The organism is Variovorax sp. RKNM96, from assembly GCF_017161115.1.
Lineage (GTDB): Bacteria > Pseudomonadota > Gammaproteobacteria > Burkholderiales > Burkholderiaceae_C > Variovorax.
The window spans coordinates 7079744-7096423 of record NZ_CP046508.1; the positions used below are offsets into that span (position 1 = coordinate 7079744).

At 68.7% G+C, this 16680-nt stretch carries 18 protein-coding genes; 3 read left to right on the forward strand and 15 right to left on the reverse strand.

Annotation, left to right across the window (positions count from 1 at the left end; translation table 11 throughout):
- Window position 1 precedes the first annotated feature (1 nt).
- Complete coding sequence (locus GNX71_RS33035) at window positions 2-889, forward strand: EamA family transporter (RefSeq protein ID WP_206176285.1); 888 nt, start codon at window positions 2-4, stop codon at window positions 887-889.
- On the opposite strand, the gene GNX71_RS33040 is transcribed toward GNX71_RS33035, so the two are convergent.
- The 14 genes from GNX71_RS33040 to GNX71_RS33105 form a co-directional block, all read right to left on the reverse strand.
- On the reverse strand, window positions 886-1818 hold the full coding sequence (locus GNX71_RS33040) for a fatty acid desaturase family protein (protein WP_206176286.1): 933 nt from the start codon (window positions 1816-1818) through the stop codon (window positions 886-888). The genes GNX71_RS33035 and GNX71_RS33040 overlap by 4 nt on opposite strands.
- A 61-nt stretch (window positions 1819-1879) precedes the next feature.
- Window positions 1880-2548 carry a GntR family transcriptional regulator gene (locus GNX71_RS33045; protein WP_241027115.1) on the reverse strand — a complete coding sequence of 223 codons (669 nt, stop codon included), beginning with the start codon at window positions 2546-2548 and terminating at the stop codon, window positions 1880-1882.
- A gap of 20 nt (window positions 2549-2568) precedes the next feature.
- Window positions 2569-3846, reverse strand: a complete 1278-nt coding sequence (locus GNX71_RS33050; protein ID WP_206176288.1) for an FAD/NAD(P)-binding oxidoreductase — start codon at window positions 3844-3846, stop codon at window positions 2569-2571.
- A complete protein-coding gene (locus GNX71_RS33055) occupies window positions 3843-4091 on the reverse strand; it encodes a (2Fe-2S)-binding protein (protein WP_206176289.1) in 249 nt (82 codons plus the stop codon). Before GNX71_RS33055 ends, GNX71_RS33050 begins: the two co-directional genes overlap by 4 nt.
- Window positions 4088-5191, reverse strand: a complete 1104-nt coding sequence (locus GNX71_RS33060) for an FAD-dependent oxidoreductase (protein WP_206176290.1) — start codon at window positions 5189-5191, stop codon at window positions 4088-4090. Before GNX71_RS33060 ends, GNX71_RS33055 begins: the two co-directional genes overlap by 4 nt.
- Before the next feature lie 10 nt (window positions 5192-5201).
- Window positions 5202-6137 (reverse strand): 4-hydroxyproline epimerase, encoded by a 936-nt coding sequence (locus tag GNX71_RS33065; protein WP_206176291.1) that lies wholly within the window; start codon window positions 6135-6137, stop codon window positions 5202-5204.
- An 11-nt stretch (window positions 6138-6148) separates the two neighbouring features.
- Window positions 6149-7282: a branched-chain amino acid ABC transporter substrate-binding protein gene (locus tag GNX71_RS33070; protein ID WP_206176292.1), complete on the reverse strand. Its 1134-nt coding sequence runs from the start codon at window positions 7280-7282 to the stop codon at window positions 6149-6151.
- 36 nt (window positions 7283-7318) lie between these two features.
- Window positions 7319-8233 carry a dihydrodipicolinate synthase family protein gene (locus tag GNX71_RS33075; protein ID WP_206176293.1) on the reverse strand — a complete coding sequence of 305 codons (915 nt, stop codon included), beginning with the start codon at window positions 8231-8233 and terminating at the stop codon, window positions 7319-7321.
- A gap of 149 nt (window positions 8234-8382) precedes the next feature.
- Entirely contained in the window at window positions 8383-9090 is a 708-nt protein-coding gene (locus tag GNX71_RS33080) for a glycine zipper 2TM domain-containing protein (protein ID WP_206176294.1), read from the reverse strand.
- A 121-nt stretch (window positions 9091-9211) separates the two neighbouring features.
- Window positions 9212-10186: a tripartite tricarboxylate transporter substrate-binding protein gene (locus GNX71_RS33085; protein WP_206176295.1), complete on the reverse strand. Its 975-nt coding sequence runs from the start codon at window positions 10184-10186 to the stop codon at window positions 9212-9214.
- Between the two features lie 35 nt (window positions 10187-10221).
- Window positions 10222-11427, reverse strand: a complete 1206-nt coding sequence (locus tag GNX71_RS33090) for a M20 aminoacylase family protein (protein ID WP_206176296.1) — start codon at window positions 11425-11427, stop codon at window positions 10222-10224.
- 96 nt (window positions 11428-11523) lie between these two features.
- The gene (locus GNX71_RS33095) at window positions 11524-12378 is read right to left on the reverse strand and encodes a pirin family protein (RefSeq protein ID WP_206176297.1); all 855 of its coding nucleotides are present in this window, start codon (window positions 12376-12378) and stop codon (window positions 11524-11526) included.
- On the reverse strand, window positions 12375-12962 hold the full coding sequence (locus tag GNX71_RS33100; protein WP_206176298.1) for an NAD(P)H-dependent oxidoreductase: 588 nt from the start codon (window positions 12960-12962) through the stop codon (window positions 12375-12377). Before GNX71_RS33100 ends, GNX71_RS33095 begins: the two co-directional genes overlap by 4 nt.
- A 40-nt stretch (window positions 12963-13002) precedes the next feature.
- On the reverse strand, window positions 13003-13389 hold the full coding sequence (locus GNX71_RS33105; RefSeq protein ID WP_206176299.1) for a DoxX family protein: 387 nt from the start codon (window positions 13387-13389) through the stop codon (window positions 13003-13005).
- A gap of 84 nt (window positions 13390-13473) precedes the next feature.
- Between GNX71_RS33105 and GNX71_RS33110 the strand changes: the two genes are divergently transcribed.
- Together GNX71_RS33110 and GNX71_RS33115 are read left to right on the forward strand one after the other, a co-directional pair.
- The gene (locus GNX71_RS33110) at window positions 13474-14403 is read left to right on the forward strand and encodes a LysR family transcriptional regulator (protein WP_206176300.1); all 930 of its coding nucleotides are present in this window, start codon (window positions 13474-13476) and stop codon (window positions 14401-14403) included.
- A 37-nt stretch (window positions 14404-14440) separates the two neighbouring features.
- Window positions 14441-14917 carry a peptidylprolyl isomerase gene (locus GNX71_RS33115; protein ID WP_198785404.1) on the forward strand — a complete coding sequence of 159 codons (477 nt, stop codon included), beginning with the start codon at window positions 14441-14443 and terminating at the stop codon, window positions 14915-14917.
- A 13-nt stretch (window positions 14918-14930) separates the two neighbouring features.
- On the opposite strand, the gene GNX71_RS33120 is transcribed toward GNX71_RS33115, so the two are convergent.
- Window positions 14931-16556, reverse strand: a complete 1626-nt coding sequence (locus GNX71_RS33120; protein ID WP_206176301.1) for a CYTH and CHAD domain-containing protein — start codon at window positions 16554-16556, stop codon at window positions 14931-14933.
- Window positions 16557-16680: the final 124 nt, after the last annotated feature.

Genomic DNA, 16680 nt, shown 5'->3' on the forward strand with positions numbered 1-16680 from the left:
CATGACCAGCCGAACCACCGACGTTCTCCTCACCGCCACCGCGCCCGCCATCTGGGGCAGCACCTACATCGTCACCACCGAGCTGCTGCCTGCGAACTACCCGCTGCACGTCGCGCTGCTGCGCGCATTGCCGGCGGGCTTGCTGCTGCTCCTGATCGTGCGCCAGCTGCCCGAACGTGCGTGGTGGGGCCGCATCTTCGTACTGGGTGCGCTGAATTTCTCGATCCTCTGGGCGATGCTGTTCCTCGCGGCCTACCGGCTGCCGGGCGGTGTCGCGGCCACCATCACCTCGATGCAGCCGCTGTTCGTGGTGTTTCTGGCCAGCCTTCTTCTCGCATCGCCGATCCGCATGTTGTCGATCGCAGCGGCCGTGATCGGGATCGGCGGGGTCGCGCTGCTGGTGCTCACGCCGAATGCCGCGCTCGATGCGCTCGGCATCGCCGCCGCAGTGGCGGCCGCGGTGTCGATGGCCTTCGGCACGGTGCTCGCCCGGCGCTGGCAGCCGCCCGTTTCGGCGCTGACCTTCACGGCGTGGCAACTGACCGCAGGCGGATTGCTGCTGCTGCCGGTCGCGCTGCTGCTGGAGCCGCCGCTGCCCGCGCTCACCGCGCAGAACTGGATCGGTTTCGCCTGGCTCGGCCTCGTGGGCGCCGCGCTGACCTACATCGTGTGGTTCCGCGGCGTGGCACGGCTGGAGCCCTCGGCGGTCGCGCCGCTGGCCTTCTTGAGCCCGGTGACGGCGGTGATCCTGGGCTGGGCGCTGCTGGAACAAGGCCTGTCGGTGCTGCAGGTCGTGGGCATCGCCATCGTGATCACGAGCATCTGGCTGAGCCAGCATGCGCAACGCGGTGTGCAGCCCCCGGTGATCGCGCGGCCAGCGACCCGTTAAGCGGGCTGCGCCGCCGTCGCCTGCCTCAGCAGGTGCAGGTAGCCCGGCTGCACTTCCATCCGTTCCGTGATGCCCCGGCGCAGCAGCAGGCGATGCGCCTTCGGCAGCGCCCAGCAGGGCAGGCTGGTGAACATGTGGTGTTCGCAGTGGTAGTTGACCCAGTAGGGCGCGATGAAGATGCGCTCGACGAGGTTGGCATGCGTGGTGCGCGCCTGGCGCAGCGGGTCGGCCTCGTTCTGCGCCACCAGCGCGTGCTCGGCGATGTTGCGCACGCGGCTCACGAGCGGCAGCCAGGTCGCCATCGGCAGCAGCCACATCAGCACCCACGCCCACCAGTAGCCGGCAAGCACAAAGACCAGCAAGCCAAGGCCGTTGCCGATCAGGAAGCGCTTGTCCTTCGCGATCTCGCGGCCGAACACCTTCAGCGCCGATTCGCCCGGCGCGCGCCGGCGGATGCCCTCGGCGATGTGCCCGAAGCGCTGCTTGTAGAAGGTCTGCCCGCTCAGGTCGCGCACGACCTTGCGCCACATCGATTCGCGCGTGATCGGGAAGGGCGCCGACAGCACGAGGTCCGGGTCTTCGGTCTGCTGCACGAAGCGGTGGTGCTGCAGGTGGTACGGGCGGTAGTCGCGCAGCGTGGACGAGCACAGCCAGTGGCCCACCCAGTCGTTGACCTTGCGGCTGCGGTGCAGGCCCGCGTGCGCCGCGTCATGCATGAGGATGAAGAGCCCCAGCTGCCGCGCACCGACGATGGGCACCATCAGCGGAATCGTCCACGGCCACACGATGCCCGCGAGCATCGCCGCGCCGATCACGCCCCAGCAATGCGCCACCAGCCACAGGCCCTTCCATGACGAACGGCTGGTAAGCGACTGCCACTCTTCGGGCGTGAAGAAGTCTTCGGGTTGTGCGCGGGGTGCGACGGCCATCGGGCCAGTATGCGCTGGGGGCCGCGGCAAATCACGCGTAGTTCCCCGGTAGTCCTTCGACCTATTTGTCGATGATCTTGCGGGCGAAAAGCTCCAGGTAATCCATGAGGCGTTCGGCCCCTGCGACCGCTGCGGCTTCGTCGCCGGTCGCGATGCCCTGCGCGAGTTCGAGGTGCGCGTTCGCGCCTTCGACGATCTCGCCTTCATGCTGGTACGCGTACCAGAAGCGGCGGCATTGCACGATGGGCGGGATCACCGCCTTCACCGCCGAATCGTTGTGGCTCGCCTGGTGGTTGACGAGGTCGAGCGCGTGGTCGGCGCGCATGTAGTCGGTGAGGTCGCCGCGGCCCGCGGCCTCGACCATTTCCTCGGCGCAGCGCACGATGTCCTTGCGCTGCAGCGCGGTCGCGCGGCGCGCCGAGCAGGCCGCGATCACGCGCTCGAGCACGCGCCGGGTCTGGATCACGTCGAGGTGGTCGGCCAGGTCGATGGCCGACACCAGGAGCCCGCGGCGCGGCTGCTGCACGATGAGCCCGATCGACACCATGCGCATCAGCGCCTCGCGCACCGGCGTGCGGCCGAGGCCGGTGCGCTCGGCGAGGTCGGCCTCGACGATCTGGCTGCCGGGCTGCAGCTGCATGGTGGACAACAGCGTCTCGATGGCGTCGTAGGCCACGTCGGCGGCGCGGCGCTTGGGCGGGGGGCGGGGAGTGGTCTTCGGGGGGGCCATGGTTGTCTTCGGATGCGGCCTCATTGTCGGGCGTCGACCTCGCTGGCCAAACCGGCCAGCGTCGCGATGCGCACCGGCGACAGCGGCGGGCGCGGCGCGGGCGGCGTCCAGCCGAAGAGGAACTGCGCCGCATCGCCGCACACGCGGCCCTGGCAGGCGCCCATGCCGCAGCGGCGGTGCAGCTTGGCATCGGTCCAGCCGGTGCAGTCCGCGAGCGCGGAAAAGGGGACGTCTTCGCAGCGGCACACGAGGGTGTCGGGCTGCGGCATCTGTTTGATCTCGGGGGCCAGTGCGAAGCTGCGGTGCAGTTGCGCGGCGAAGGCGTCCCAGCGGGCGCGTTCGGCTTCGAGCTGCTTGGCGGCGCGTTCGTTGCCGACGGCCGCGTAGCCGGCGATGGCGCCCTGCGCGAGCGCGCGTTCGCTGCCGCCGAAGCCGGTGCATTCGCCGGCGGCGTAGACGTCGGGCAGGCTGGTGAGCTGCCGCGCGTCGACGGCCAGCGCCTGCGCGCCTTCGGCCGTGAGGGCGCAGCCGAGCAGGCGGCCGAGCTGGGTGTTGGGCGTGAGGCCGAAGCCGCAGGCCACGCGATCGCAGGCGATTTCCACTTCACGCCCGCCCTGAAGAAGCCGGACCGATTCGACCTGCGAGCCGCCTTGCGCCGAGACGATGCGCGACGCGGTGCGGTACTGCGGATCGGCCAGCGTCACCGACTGCGCGGCCTTGCCCGGCCAGCGCCAGAGGTTCGCGGCAAAGCCCGCGACCGCCGCGAACGAAGCCTGCTCGGCGATGCGCACGACCTTCGCGCCCGCCGCGCGTGCCGTCGACGCAGCGGCGAGCAACAGCGGACCGCTGCCCGCGATCACGATGCGCTCGCCCTCGACCGGCAGGCCCGCCTTGATGAGCGCCTGCAAACCGCCCGCGCCCGTCACGCCGGGCAGCGTCCAGCCGGGAAAGGGCAGCAGCAGTTCGCGCGCGCCGGTGCAGAGGATCAATTTTTTCCACTGCATGCGCCAGCCGCGTTCGGCGTCTTCGAGCAGAAGTTCATTGCGCGCAGGCGCGGCGATCACGCGCGTGCCGCTGCAGATGCGGATGTTGGCGTGGCGTTCGAGCGCATCGCGCCACTTGCGCGCAGCCGCGGGCAACGTGGCGCCGGGGCCGTCGCGCCAGATCTGTCCACCCGGCACGGGGTTGTCGTCGATCACGACGATCGATGCGCCGCTCGGCGCGGCAGCGACTGCCGCCGCCATGCCGGCAGGGCCCGCGCCGACGATCAGCACATCGCAATGCTCGAGCGCGGTCATTCCGAGGTCTCCACGCGCATGCCTTCGCCGCATACCGTCTGGCACGCGAGCCTGCGTCGGCCATCGATCAACACGCGGCATTCCTGGCACACGCCCATGCCGCAGAACGGCGCACGCGGCTGGCCCGTGACGGAGGTTCGCGCCACGCCCATGCCGCCCGCCACGCGCAACGCGGCGGCGACCGAACTGCCCGCCTTCACGCGCACGAGATTGCCGTCGATGTGCAGCAGGGTGTGATTGCTCATGCCATCTCTCGCAGGCCGCGCGGCGCATACGGCGCCGCATCGAATTCGGGCGCAGCGCCGGTCATCAGCGCCGCAAGCAGGTGCGCGCTGCCCGGCGCCGTGGTCACGCCCAGGCCCTCGTGGCCGACGGCGAGCCAGAGCTTTTCTCGCCACGGGTGCTTGCCCAGCAGCGGCAGGCCATCGGGCGATGCGGCGCGCATGCCGGTCCACGAACGCACCGCATTGAGGTTGCCGAGCCCCGGCAGGTAGTCGAGCGTGCGCTGCAGCATGCGCGCGAGCATCGGCGCTTCGACGGCCGGGTCGGTCGTGTCGAACTGGCGCGAAGAGCCGACCAGCAACTGCCCCGTGGGCCGCGGCTGCACGTTGAACGCGACCGAGTCGCCGTCGCTGTGGTGCGCGCTGGTCACGTAGCCGAGTTCGACGAGCTGGTGATGCACCGTGCCTGGATAGCGGTCGGTGATCAGCAGGTGGCCCTTCTTCGGGCGGATCGGGAGTTCGGGGCACAGCGTCGTCGCCTCGATGCCGTTGGCCAGCACGATCTGCGGCGCGGTACGGCGGGTGCCGTCGGCGAGGCACAGCGTGCCGTCGTCTTCGATGGCATCGACTTTCGCGTGTTCGATGCGGATTGCATTGCCGCCTTGCGCGAGCAGCCAGCGCGCGGCGTTCGGCGCGTAGAGGATGCCGTCGCCCGGCACTTCGAGCGCGCCCGCGAGGCCTTTGCGCAATGCGGGTTCGGCGCGCGCCAATGCGGACGCATCGAGCAGGCAGCTTTCGATGCCGTCCGAGCGCAGGCGTTGCTGCTTGCGCTCGGCCTCGGCCATTTCTTCTTCGTTCGCGGCGATCCAGAGCGTGCCGCAGGCGCTGTACGCGCAGTCTTCGGGCATGTGCGGCGCGAGGGCGCGCCATCGCGCGGTCGAATCGCGGCTCAAGGCGAGCTCGGCCGGGTTGTCGTCCATCACCACGAGGTGGCCCATGCCGGCGCCTGTGGCGCCGCCGATGCGCGCATCGAGCACCAGCACGTTGCGGCCGGCCTGCGCCAGCGCGTGTGCGCAGGCGGCGCCGACGATGCCGGCGCCGATGACGATCACATCCGCGTTCATGCCAACGGCGTCAGAGCCGGATGCCCCATCCGAAGGGATCGTTGTCGTCGACCAGCAGCGTGGCTTCGGCACTGATGTGCGCGCGGCCGCGCAGGGTCGGAATGACCTTGTCGCCGTCCATCGTGTAGCTGGCTTCGAAGCGGCTGCCGATCACGCTGGCCTGCGTCCACGTCTCGCCCGGCGCTAGTTTGCCGTCGGCGGCCAGGCAGGCGATCTTGGCGCTGGTGCCAGTGCCGCAGGGCGATCGGTCGTAGGCGTTGCCGGGGCAGAGCACGAAGTTGCGGCTGTCCGCGCCCTCATCGTCGTTGGCGAAGAGTTCGATGTGATCGATCTCCGCGCCGTCCGCACCCGTGATGCCCTGTGCTGCCAGCGCTTTGCGCAAGGCAGCGGTGTAGTCGGTCAGCGCCGCAAGGTTGTCGCTCGCCACGCGCTGGCCATGTTCGCTCACCAGGAAGAACCAGTTGCCGCCATACGCCACATCGCCGCGCACGGTGCCGTGGCCCGGCAGCTCGACCGCCACCTGGTGCAGGTGCCGGTATGCCGGCACATTGCGCACGCTCACCGAGCCGTCGGCATGCAGCGTCGTCGTGACCGTGCCCACGGGCGTCTCGATGCGGTGCTCGCCCACGCCGATGCGCCCCATGTGCGCCAGGCTCGCGACCAGCCCGATGGTGCCGTGGCCGCACATGCCCAGGTAGCCGGCGTTGTTGAAGAAGATCACGCCCGCGGCGGCGTCGGGCGACACCGGCTCGCACAGCAGCGCGCCGACCACCACGTCGCTGCCGCGCGGCTCGAGCACCGTGGCCGCGCGCCACTTGTCGTGCTGGTCGGCCAGCAGCGCACGGCGCTCGGCCATGCTGCCGCCACCCAGGTCGGGAAACCCGCCGATCACAAGGCGCGTGGGCTCGCCGCCCGTGTGTGAGTCGACGATCTGGATGCGTTGCATGGGCTGTCCGTTCAGTAGCTGGCGATAGGGACCGGAGCGGCGTTCTTGAAGGTGAACACCGTGATCGGCGCCTGCTTCATGTTGCCCTTGTCGTCGTACGAATAGGTCGCGGCCACGCCCTTGTAGGTGTCCTTGTAGAGCTGCGCGCCCACCTTGTCGGGGTCGATCGAGTTGGCCTTCTTCATCGATTCGCCGATGAACAGCACCTGGTCGTAGTACGAGGCGGCGTATGCATCCGCATCGGCGTTGAAGCGCTTCTTGAACTTCTCCTTGAAAGCCGGGCCGCTCTGCGCCTTCTCGAGGATCGAGCCGCCCTGCGCGCAGTACACGAGGTCGTTGACCGCATCGCCGCCGAGCTTGCCGGTGGCCGGGCTGCAGACGGTGTCGCCGCCCAGGAGCTTGCCGGGCACGGCGAGCTGCTTCATCTGGCGCGCCATCGGCGCAGCCTGCGGCGCATAGCCGCCGAAGAAGATGGCCTCGGGCGCCTTGGCCTTCATGTTGGTCAGGATGGCGGTGAAGTCCACGGCCTTGTCGGTGGTGAATTCCTTGCCGACCACGGTGAGGCCCTGCTTCAGCGCTTCCTTGGTGAACTCTTCGGCGAGGCCCTGGCCGAAGGCGGTGCGGTCGTCGATCACGCCGACCTTCTTGACCTTCAGCTCCTTGGCTGCGTACACGGCCATGCTGGAGCCGATCTGGTTGTCGCTCGCGATGATGCGATACAGGTTCTTGTAGCCGCCCTGCGTGACCTTCGGGTTGGTGCCCACGGTCGAGACCATGGTGCCGCCGTCGCTGTAGATGCGCGAGGCCGGAATCGCCACGCCCGAGCAGTACGGGCCCATGACGAACTTGACGCCGTCGTCCACGAACTTCTGCGCCACGCTCACGCCGGTCTTGGCGTCGCACTGGTCGTCTTCGGAGACCAGCTCGAACTTCAGCGTCTTGCCGCCGACGCTGAGCTTCTTGGCGTTGAGCTCCTCGATCGCGAGGCGCACGCCGTTTTCATTGTCCTTGCCCGCGAACGCGTTGGGACCCGAGAGGGGACCGCTGTGGCCGATCTTGACGACCTGCTCCTGCGCACTGGCCTGGCCTGCGACAGCGAGCGCCACGAGACCGATGAATGGAACCATGCTTGCTTTTGTCTTCATGCTTCTTCCTAGGTTGGGACAATGAAAGGGCGGTTATTACACAACCGATTGGTACTGCGCCGGCCGGGTCGCCAGTGCCTTCTTCACGATGTTCTCGATGAAGGCGCGCTCCTCGCCGATGAGCGGCAGGCGCGGGCGGCGCATGTGCTCGGTGCCCACGCCGACCAGCAGGTCGATGAGCTTGAGGTTCTGCACCAGCTTGGTCGATACATCGAGGTGCAGCATCGGCGTCATCCACTGGTAGAGCTTGAGCGCCTCGGCGAACTTGCCGGCCTTCATCAGGTCGTAGAGCGCCACGGTCTCGCGCGGGAATGCGCAGCCAACACCCGCGAGCAGACCATCGCAGCCGAGCGCCAGGCCTTCATAGGCGAGGTCGTCCACGCCCAGGAACAGCTGGTAGCGGTCGCCCACCGTGTTGCGCAGGTCGGTGATGCGGCGGATGTTGTCGGTGCTCTCCTTGATGGCGGCGATCCACTCGCAATCGGCCAGCTCGACCATGTGCTCGGGCTTGAGGTCCACGCGGTAGGCCACCGGGTTGTTGTAGACCATGATGGGTTTCTGCGCGGCGTTGGCGATGGTGCGCACGTTGAGCATCGCTTCGCGCGCGTCGGCCACGTAGATCACCGAGGGCATCACCATGAAGCCGGCCACGCCGAGCTTGTTGGCGCCGTCCACGTAGCGCAGCGCTTCGCGGGTGCTGGTTTCCGACACGTTGGCCAGCACCGGGATGCGGCCGTCGGCGGCTTCGAGGGCGATCTTGGCGACCTGGAGCTTTTCTTCGAGCGTCAGCGTGCTGGCTTCGCCAAGCGAGCCGCAGGTGACGAGGCCGTGGATGCCATTGCGGATCTGGAAGTCGATGTGGCGCGCGGTGCCCTCGGCATCGATGCTTTCGTCGGCGTGGAACTTGGTGGTGATGGCGGGAAAGATGCCTTGCCAGCGGGGATTGCTCACGGGTTTGCTCCTGGAGATGACGGTGGGAAAGGTCCGCACTTTAAATATATTAAGGATATATCGTCAAGATGCGCGTGGAGCAAGCGCTCTTCCGCAGCGGGTGGGTTGTGTGGTATCGCCGGGCGGCCGGTGAGCCGCCAGCGCTGCTTCTACTTGCGGCCGTCGGCCGGGCGCAGCACGCCTTTGCGGAGCGTGACCGGCTTGCCGATCGGCGGCGCGGTCTTCGTCTCGACCATGCGCAGCGAGCCGTTGTCCATGCGCACCGCGACCTCGTAGACCGTGACGGTGCGCACGTGCTTTTCGACCTCGTTGCCCGCGAAGCCGCCACCCACCGCACCCAGCACGGTGGTCGCGACACGGCCGTTGCCGTGGCCGAACTGGTTGCCGACCAGCCCACCCACCACGCCGCCGGCCACGGCGCCCACGCCCGTGGTGTTCTGCGCGCGCTTTTGCACCGGACGCACCGATTCGACGTGGCCGCAAACGGCGCAGGAGGGCGGAGCCGGTGCGGCAGGTGCCGCAGCAGTGACCGGGGCGGCGCCAGGGCCTGGCGACGGCACAGGTGCAGCAGCCATCACCTGCGGCGCCGTGCCCGCAGCCACCGGCGGCGCGGCCGGCGCCGGTGCCGGCGGCATCGCTTCAGGCTTGAAGTCGTCCGGCGCTGTAGGCGATCCCACGGGCGCGGTGGACAAGGCCGCAACGGCCGATGGCGGCGCGCCCGCATCCTGCCGATGCAGCAACACGCCGCCGAGCGCCGCGACGGCCACGGCCAACGCGCCGATCACGGCCCACAGGACCTTCGGTGACCTGGTCGGAGGTACGCCCGAAGGCAGGTTGGGTGGCGAAGTCGAATCCATGAAAAGTCTCCCGGCCGTCCGGGACGGACGCCCCGGCACTCATCGAGGAGCATGAGCGCGGCGGGCGCGTTGTCAATTGACCGGCGTCCTACACGCGGCGCCGAGTGCCAGACCCGCCGGCTCAGTCGATCTTCGCCCCCGAAGCCTTCACCACCATCCCCATCGCATCCCAATCCGCGCGCAGCAGCTTCTGGAACTCCTCCGCGCTCTGGCTGCGCGGCTCCACCCCCAGCCGCTTGAAGCGCTCCTGGATCGCCGGATCGGCCAGCACCTTGTTGGCCGCGGCGTTGATCCGCTCGACCTCGGCCTTGGGCGTGCCGGCCGGCGCGAGCAGCCCGATCCACGAATCGAAGGCGTAGCCCGGCAGGCCGCTCTCGGCCACGGTCGGCAGCTTGGGCAGGAAGGGGCTGCGCGACTGGCCGGTGGAGGCGAGCAGCTTCATGCGTGCGTCGTCCTGGAAACCCATCACGCCGATGCTCGAGGAGATGACCGCCTGCACCCGGCCCGCGAGCACTTCGTTGACGGCCTCGCCGGTGGACTTGGTCGGGATATGCGTCATCTGCAGGCCGGCCTTCGCGAGGAACGACGCCATCGCCAGGTGCGTGGCGCTGCCGTTGCCCGCCGAGGCGTAGTTGTACTTGCCCGGGTTGGCCTTCACTTCCTTGATGAAGTCCGCCGTGGTCGACACGTTCATGCCGCTCGCCACCGCCAGCACGTAGCCCGCGTTGCCCACGTTGGCAACGCCGACGAAATCCTTCAGCGGGTCGTAGGACAGCTTGCTGTACAGGAAGGCCGCGATGTTGTGGCTCGCGGCCGCGAGCACCAGCGTGTTGCCGTCGGCGGGCGCGCGCGCCACGATGGCCGCGCCCACGGTGCCGCCCGCGCCCGCTCGGTTCTCGACGATGGCGCTGCCGTTGAGCGCCGCGCCCAGCTCGTTGTTGAAGGCGCGCGCCACCGTGTCCTGCACGGCGCCGGTGCCGAAGGGCACGATGATGTGGATCACGCGCTGCTGCGCATGGGCAGCGCCGAAGCTGCAGAGGGCCATGGCGGCTGCAGCCGCAGCCAGCGAACGTCGGGTGAACAGGGTGGAAGTCATCGAGGTGGCCGCTTTCATCATCAACAGGGAAAAACTCAGGTGCCCGACGGCAGCCAGCGCTGCACCAGCTTCACGAAATAGCTGGCACCGATCGGAATGATCTCGTCGTTGAAATCGAACGAGGTGTTGTGAATGATGCAAGGGCCGGGCCCGTGGCCGTCGAGCCGGTGGTCGCCGTCGCCATTGCCGAGGAACGCATAGCAGCCGGGCCGCGCGAGCAGCATGTGCGCGAAGTCCTCGGCGCCCATCACGGCGGGGAAATCGTCGGTGACCATGTCGTCGCCCACCACCTCGCGCATCACGCCGGCGGCAAAGCGCGCCTCGGCCGGATGGTTCACCGTCGGCGGCGAGGAACGGTTGAAGTACACCTCGGCCGTGCAGCCATGCGCCGCCGCCACGCCTGCCGCCACTTCGCGCAGCCGCGCCTCGAGCTTGTCGATGGCCTCGATGGAGAAGGTGCGGATCGTGCCGCCGACCGTCGCCACGTCGGGAATCACATTGGGCGCATCCGAGCCCTGCAGTTGCGTGACCGCAAGCAGTGCGCGCTCGGTGCTGGGAATGGTGCGCGCCACGATGGTCTGCAATTGCTGCGCGAGCGTGACCACCGCAGCCACCGGGTCGATGCCCGTGTGCGGCATCGAGGCGTGCGTGCCGCGCCCGTGCACGGTGATCTTGTAGGTGTTGCTCGACGCCATCAGCGCACCTTCGTTGAGCGCGAAGCGGCCCACGTCGCCGACCGGAAAGTTGTGCAGCCCGAAAACCGCATCGCAGGGAAAGCGCTCGAAGAGCCCCTCGTCGATCATCTTCTTGGCGCCGGCCTTGCCCATCTCCTCGGCGGGCTGGAAGATGAAATGCACGGTGCCGTCGAAATCGTCTGGCCCTTGTTGCGACAGGTGCCAGGCGGCGGCCAGCAGCATGGTCGTGTGGCCGTCGTGGCCGCAGGCGTGCATGCGGCCGGGGTTCGTCGACTTGTGGGCGAAGTCGTTGGCTTCGTGCAGCGGCAACGCGTCCATGTCGGCGCGCAGGCCGATGGTGCGGCTGCCCGTGCCCTTGCGCAGCACGCCGACGAGGCCTGTGCCCGCGATGCCGCGGTGCACCTCGATGCCCCATCCGGTCAGCAGGTTGGCGACCTTCTCGGAGGTGCGGTGTTCTTCGAAGCCCAGCTCGGGGTGGGCGTGGATGTCGCGTCGGATGTCTACGAAGCGGGCGGCGTGGCTGGCGAAAGCGTCGACGAGGTTCATGGCGGGTGGGGGCTGCGGGAGAGTCGTTCGAAGCGAACGATTCTGGCGCAGCCGCCCGCCGGGCGCACGCTGGTTTGCGCTTGGTCTGCGGACGAATCAGCCCAGCCGGCCTTCCTGCCGCAGCTTCGTGCCGATGCGCCGGATCTCCGCCTCGCCCTGGTCCAGCGTCGCGCGGCTCGTGTGCACCGAGTAGTGGCCCATCACGAGGTCGTGCGGATGCTTCACCGCCGAGCCCAGCACGAACGAGGTGTCGCCGCGCGCCGTGAAATCGATGGCCTCGCCGGACTCCTCGAACACCGCGAGTTCGCCAGTGTCGATGGGCCCGCCTGCATCGAGCCGACCCGCATTGACCGCAACCCAGCCGACCGTGTGGCCGGCGGGCGGCGTGTAGCGCCAGTGCTCGCCGTCCTTGAGCTGCACCGCCAGGTAGTTCATCGGTGCGGGTGCCGGAATGGCGCTCTGCGCCGCGCCGTAACGGCCGAGCAGCACACGCGCCGGGCCCTCCTGCGGCACCTGCGAAGGCGCGAGGTAGAAGCTTTGCGCAGGCGCGTTCTCTTCCGAAGCCGGCAGCGCCACCCAGAGCTGGAAGCCGCGCACGCGCTTCACGCCCGGTGCGGGCGCGCCGGTGTGCCACACGCCGTTGCCCGCGCGCATCCACTCGACGCCGCCGCCGCGCAGCACGCCCTGTTCGCCGGTCGTGTCTTCGTAGAGCGTGTCGCCTTCGATGAGCCAGGTCAGCGTAGCGATGCCCGAATGCGGGTGCATGCCGAAGCCCTTGTGGCCACCGCCGACATCGAAGCCGAAGAGGTCCAGGAACACGAAGGGTTTCAGGAACTCGCCCAGGTCGCCCGGGCTCATGAGCCGCGTGATCGGCCCGTGCTGCGCGCCGCGCGTGCGATAGACGATGGTGCGCGCCTCGGTCGAGACGGCGACTTCGACTGCGGTGGTCATGCGGCCTCCCTCGCGGTCCTCAGCGCTTTGGTCCACCACGCGAGGTCGTCCAGCATGCCGGTGGCGGCCTGCGCGAGGTGCGGGAAGTCGCCGAAGCTCTTGCCCTGCTGCCAGATGCCCAGGAACTCGACCATGCCGATGTGCACGGCGTTGCGCACGGGCGCCATCTGCATCTCGACCGCGACCAGCCGCAGCTGTTCCACCGCGCGCGCCGCGCCCACGCCGCCGTAGCCCACGAAGCCGATCGGCTTGCGGATGAATTCCTTGTAGGCCCAGTCGATCGCGTTCTTGAGCACTGCGCTCGGCCCGTGGTTGTATTCGGGCGTGACGATGACCAGGCCGTCGAAGGTGGCGAGCTTGGCCTGCCAGCGCTGTGCGGCCTCGTTCTTCACCGGACCCCAGGCAGGCGCACCGGCTTCGTTGAAAAAGGGCAGCGGATGGTCGCGCAGGTCGACCAGCTCGAAGGCGAGGTCGGTGCGCTGCTTGGCGATCTCGTGGATCCACTGCGCGGGTTTCTCGCCGAAGCGGCCTTCGCGGGTCGAGGCGATGACGATGCCTACGAGAGGTTTTTGCTGTGAGGTCATGGGGTACTTGCTCCTGAATGGGGTTGGGAAGAAAGAGGGATCAGGCCGTCGTGGCTGCCAGCCGCGGCAAGGGCCGCAGCCGCCACGCCACGAAGGCCGAGAGCAGCGCGAGGACGATGGCCGGCGCGGGGTTGCCACCGATCAGCACGAGATGCGTGGCCACGGCGCAGGCCATGGTCACGGCCAAGAGCAGGCCGCCGAAGAAGCCGCTCGCCGGCACGAGCAGCAGCAACGCGCCGCCGACCTCGACCACGCCCGTCACATAGCGGAACCACTGGCCGAAGCCGATGGCATCGAACACCTGGACCATCTGCGGCACGCCGGCCAGCTTGGCGGCGCCGGCCGCGCCGAAAGCCAGCGCCAGGAGGATGCGAACGCCCCAGACGATGCGGCGCTGGAGGGGAGAAAGAGAGGATGAGGAAGTCATGGGTGCAAGGTTAGGGTCGCACCCATTGATCGACTAGACGGTAGAGTCGTATTGCACTCGTCCATTTATCGAAGGAATCATCCCATGCTCGACCTCAACGACATCGCCATGTTCGTGCAGGTGGTCCGCCACGGCAGCTTTGCCGAAGCCGCCCGGCGGCTCGGCCTGCCGCCCAACACCGTGAGCCGGCGCATCCAGCAACTCGAGGCGCAGTTGGGCACGCGGCTGATGCAGCGTTCGACCCGCAAGTTGACGCTCACGAGCGCGGGCCAGGCCTTTCACGAGCGCTGCGCGGGGGCGGTCGATGGGCTGGTCGACGCTGGGCAGGCGCTGATCACCGGCAGCCAGGAACCCAGCGGGCTCGTGCGCGTGGCGGCGACGGCGGATTTCTTCGATTTCTTTCCGATGGAGTGGGTGGCGGACTTTTTGGCAGCAAATCCGCTGGTGCGCGTCGATTTCGTGCTGAGCGACGCGAAGGCCGACCTGATCGCCGATCAGATCGACGTGGCGTTTCGCGGCGGGGCGCTGCCCGATTCAGGCTATGTCGGCCGCAAGTTGCTGGGGCCGCGCACGGACGGGATGGTGGCGAGCCCCGCGTACATCGCCGCGCGCGGGGCGCCTGCGACGCTGCAGGATCTGGCGGATCACGACTGCGTGACGGCGGCCCATCCGAGCGGGCGGGCGACCTGGCGGGTGGTCGGGCCGGATGGGGTGGAGGAGGAAGTGCAGGTCACCGGGCGCTTCAGCGGGAACACGGCGCAGGCGTTGCGGAGGGCCGCGGTGGCGGGGCTTGGCATCGCGCTGCTGCCGCCGTCGATGGGCCGGCTGGATGTGGAGGCGGGGCGGCTGGTGCCGGTGCTGCCGCAGTACCAGCGCACGGGGCAAGGGTTGAGCGTGCTGTACCCGAGCCGCAAGCACTTGCCGCTGGCGGTGTCGGCGTTCATCGGGATGGTGATGGAGAAGCTGAGTACGGTGGAGACGCTGCCGGAGGCGTTCAAGTCGTGGAAAGCCTAGCTTCGACGGTGAATCGGTTTCCACAGAAAATGCCCGCATGAAAATCGAAAAAGACACCGTCGTCACCATCAAGTACAAAGTCTCCGACGCCCAGGGCAAGCTCATCGAAGCCAGCCCCGAGCCGATGGCCTACCTGCATGGCGGCTACGAGAACACCCTGCCCAAGATCGAGGAAGCGCTCGATGGCAAGGAAAAGGGCTTCCAGACCGTTCTGAACCTCGCTCCCGAAGACGCCTTCGGCCAGCGCGACGAGGCGCTGGTGCGCACCATCCCCAAGACCGAATTTCCGCCGGGCGTGAAGGTGGGCGGGCAGCTTCAGGGCCGGCTCGACGATGGCACCGAGCACGTCTTCACCGTGACCAAGATCAAGGGCCCGGTCGTGCTGCTCGACGGCAACCATCCGTGGGCCGGCAAGGCGCTGAAGTTCAGCCTGCAGGTGACGGACGTGCGCGCGGCGCTGCCGGTGGAAATCGAGCACCGGCATGTGCATGGTGCGCACGGACACCATCACTGATCGGTCTTTCGCGTCAGCGGGCGCGCGCCGCCTTGGTCCAGAACCTCGGCGCCTCTTCGATCCCCCCCAGCGCCTTGCGGCACGCCTTCGCATGAACCGCATGCCTCGCGCTGAACCAGCCGACCGCAAACCACGCGCGCCCATCGCGCGCCGTGGCTTCGCGGTAGAGCGCGAGCGCGACGGCTTCGTCGTTGAATTCGCCCAGTGCGTCCTGCGCGGGGCGCAGGTGCTTCAGGTAGCGCTCGGCGGCTGACGACGACGACTTTCCCTCCGCATCGGCGAACAGCGGCGCGACGAACTCGGCGAGGTAGCGCAGGCGCTTGAGCCGCTTGCGCACGCGGTGCTGGCTTTCGGTGTCGAGCGACTCGAAGCGCTTGCCGTCGCGCACCGCCTGTTTGTGCAGGTGCTGCAGGCGCTTGCGCAGGAAACGGCGGGCGTCACTGAGGCTCATCGGGGTCGGCGCCGGAGGGGTTTCGTCGGCCGCTTCGGCGTCGGTGGCCTTCGGCGCGGCTTCCGGTTGCGGCGCTGTCGCGGTGAATCCGATCAGCGAAACCAGCACCGACTGGAACGCCGGCGCACGCACGACTTCGCCGGACGACCGCACATCGACTGCCGCATCGTCATCGCCCGCCAGCGGATCGAACTCCGGCGCCCCCGCTTCGCGCAGTTGCGGCTGCGCCAGCTTCACCACCTGCTCGCGGTCGCGCAGGTCGCCGAGCGCGCGGAAGGCCTCGACCAGCGGCGACTCCCATGCGGCCGCGTCGAAAAGACCGGTGTTCGCATCGAGCCCCGCCAGTTCGCGCAGCGCGGTGCGCAGGCGCCGGATGCCGATGCGCAGTTGGTGGATCTGCTCTTCGTCCGTGCTGCCCGCGGCGATCTCGCTGGCGTTGGGCAGCATCTGCGCGAGGCACGACGCGACCACGGCCTGCTGGATCGCGCGGCCGTCGAGCTTGTCCTTGCCTTCGGGAAAGCGCGGCGTCTCGGCCTTCACGGCCGGCACGACTTCGACCTTCGCCAGCAGCCGCGCGCCGCGTTCGGCCTTGGACACGGTGCTGAACCACAGCCCGTGCTGCTGCGACCACCGGCGCGCAAGCGCCACGAGCCCCTGCACGTCGCCGCGCTTGAGTTCGAGCTCCAGCTCGCACACGGGCGATTCGCACTGCTCGGGCGTGCCCGCATAAGCCACGACCTTGCCGACATCGAGCGCCATCTCCACGACCGCGCCGCCGGGTCCGGTGACGCGCACGTCGCGCGTGAGCCGCACGATGTCGGTGGACTGCCGCTCGACCAGCGGCGCACCGCTCGCGGCCAGCACCTTGGCGAGGCGGTCGCCCACGGGCGTGCCCTGGTGGCGCTGCGGGTCGATGGCCGGCGATGCGGCAGCAGTGCCGAGGCCGACGTTGTGTTCCAGCCGGTGCAGCGCGTTGTCGCCCGTCGCCTTGACGGTCTGCACCCAGCGCCGTCCTTCCTTGCGCAGCCGCAGCACGATGCCCTCGGCGGCGAGCGCCTGCTCGGCGGTGTCGAAATAGCGCGCCTGCAGGCGGGTGCGCACGACGGTGCCGCGCCGCAGCGCGGCCTCGACGGCCTTCAGCCGGTCGGCCGGGATCTGAAACTTGAACTCGATTTCCATGGCGGCCATGATGCCCCGCCTTCTTCGGCCCGGACGCAATCTCCCAAGAGCCGGACCGGGCAAAAACAAAGATTCGAAAAATCATGTGGACGCCGTCCATTTTCTTTGGTATCTTTTGTGGACGGTGTACACA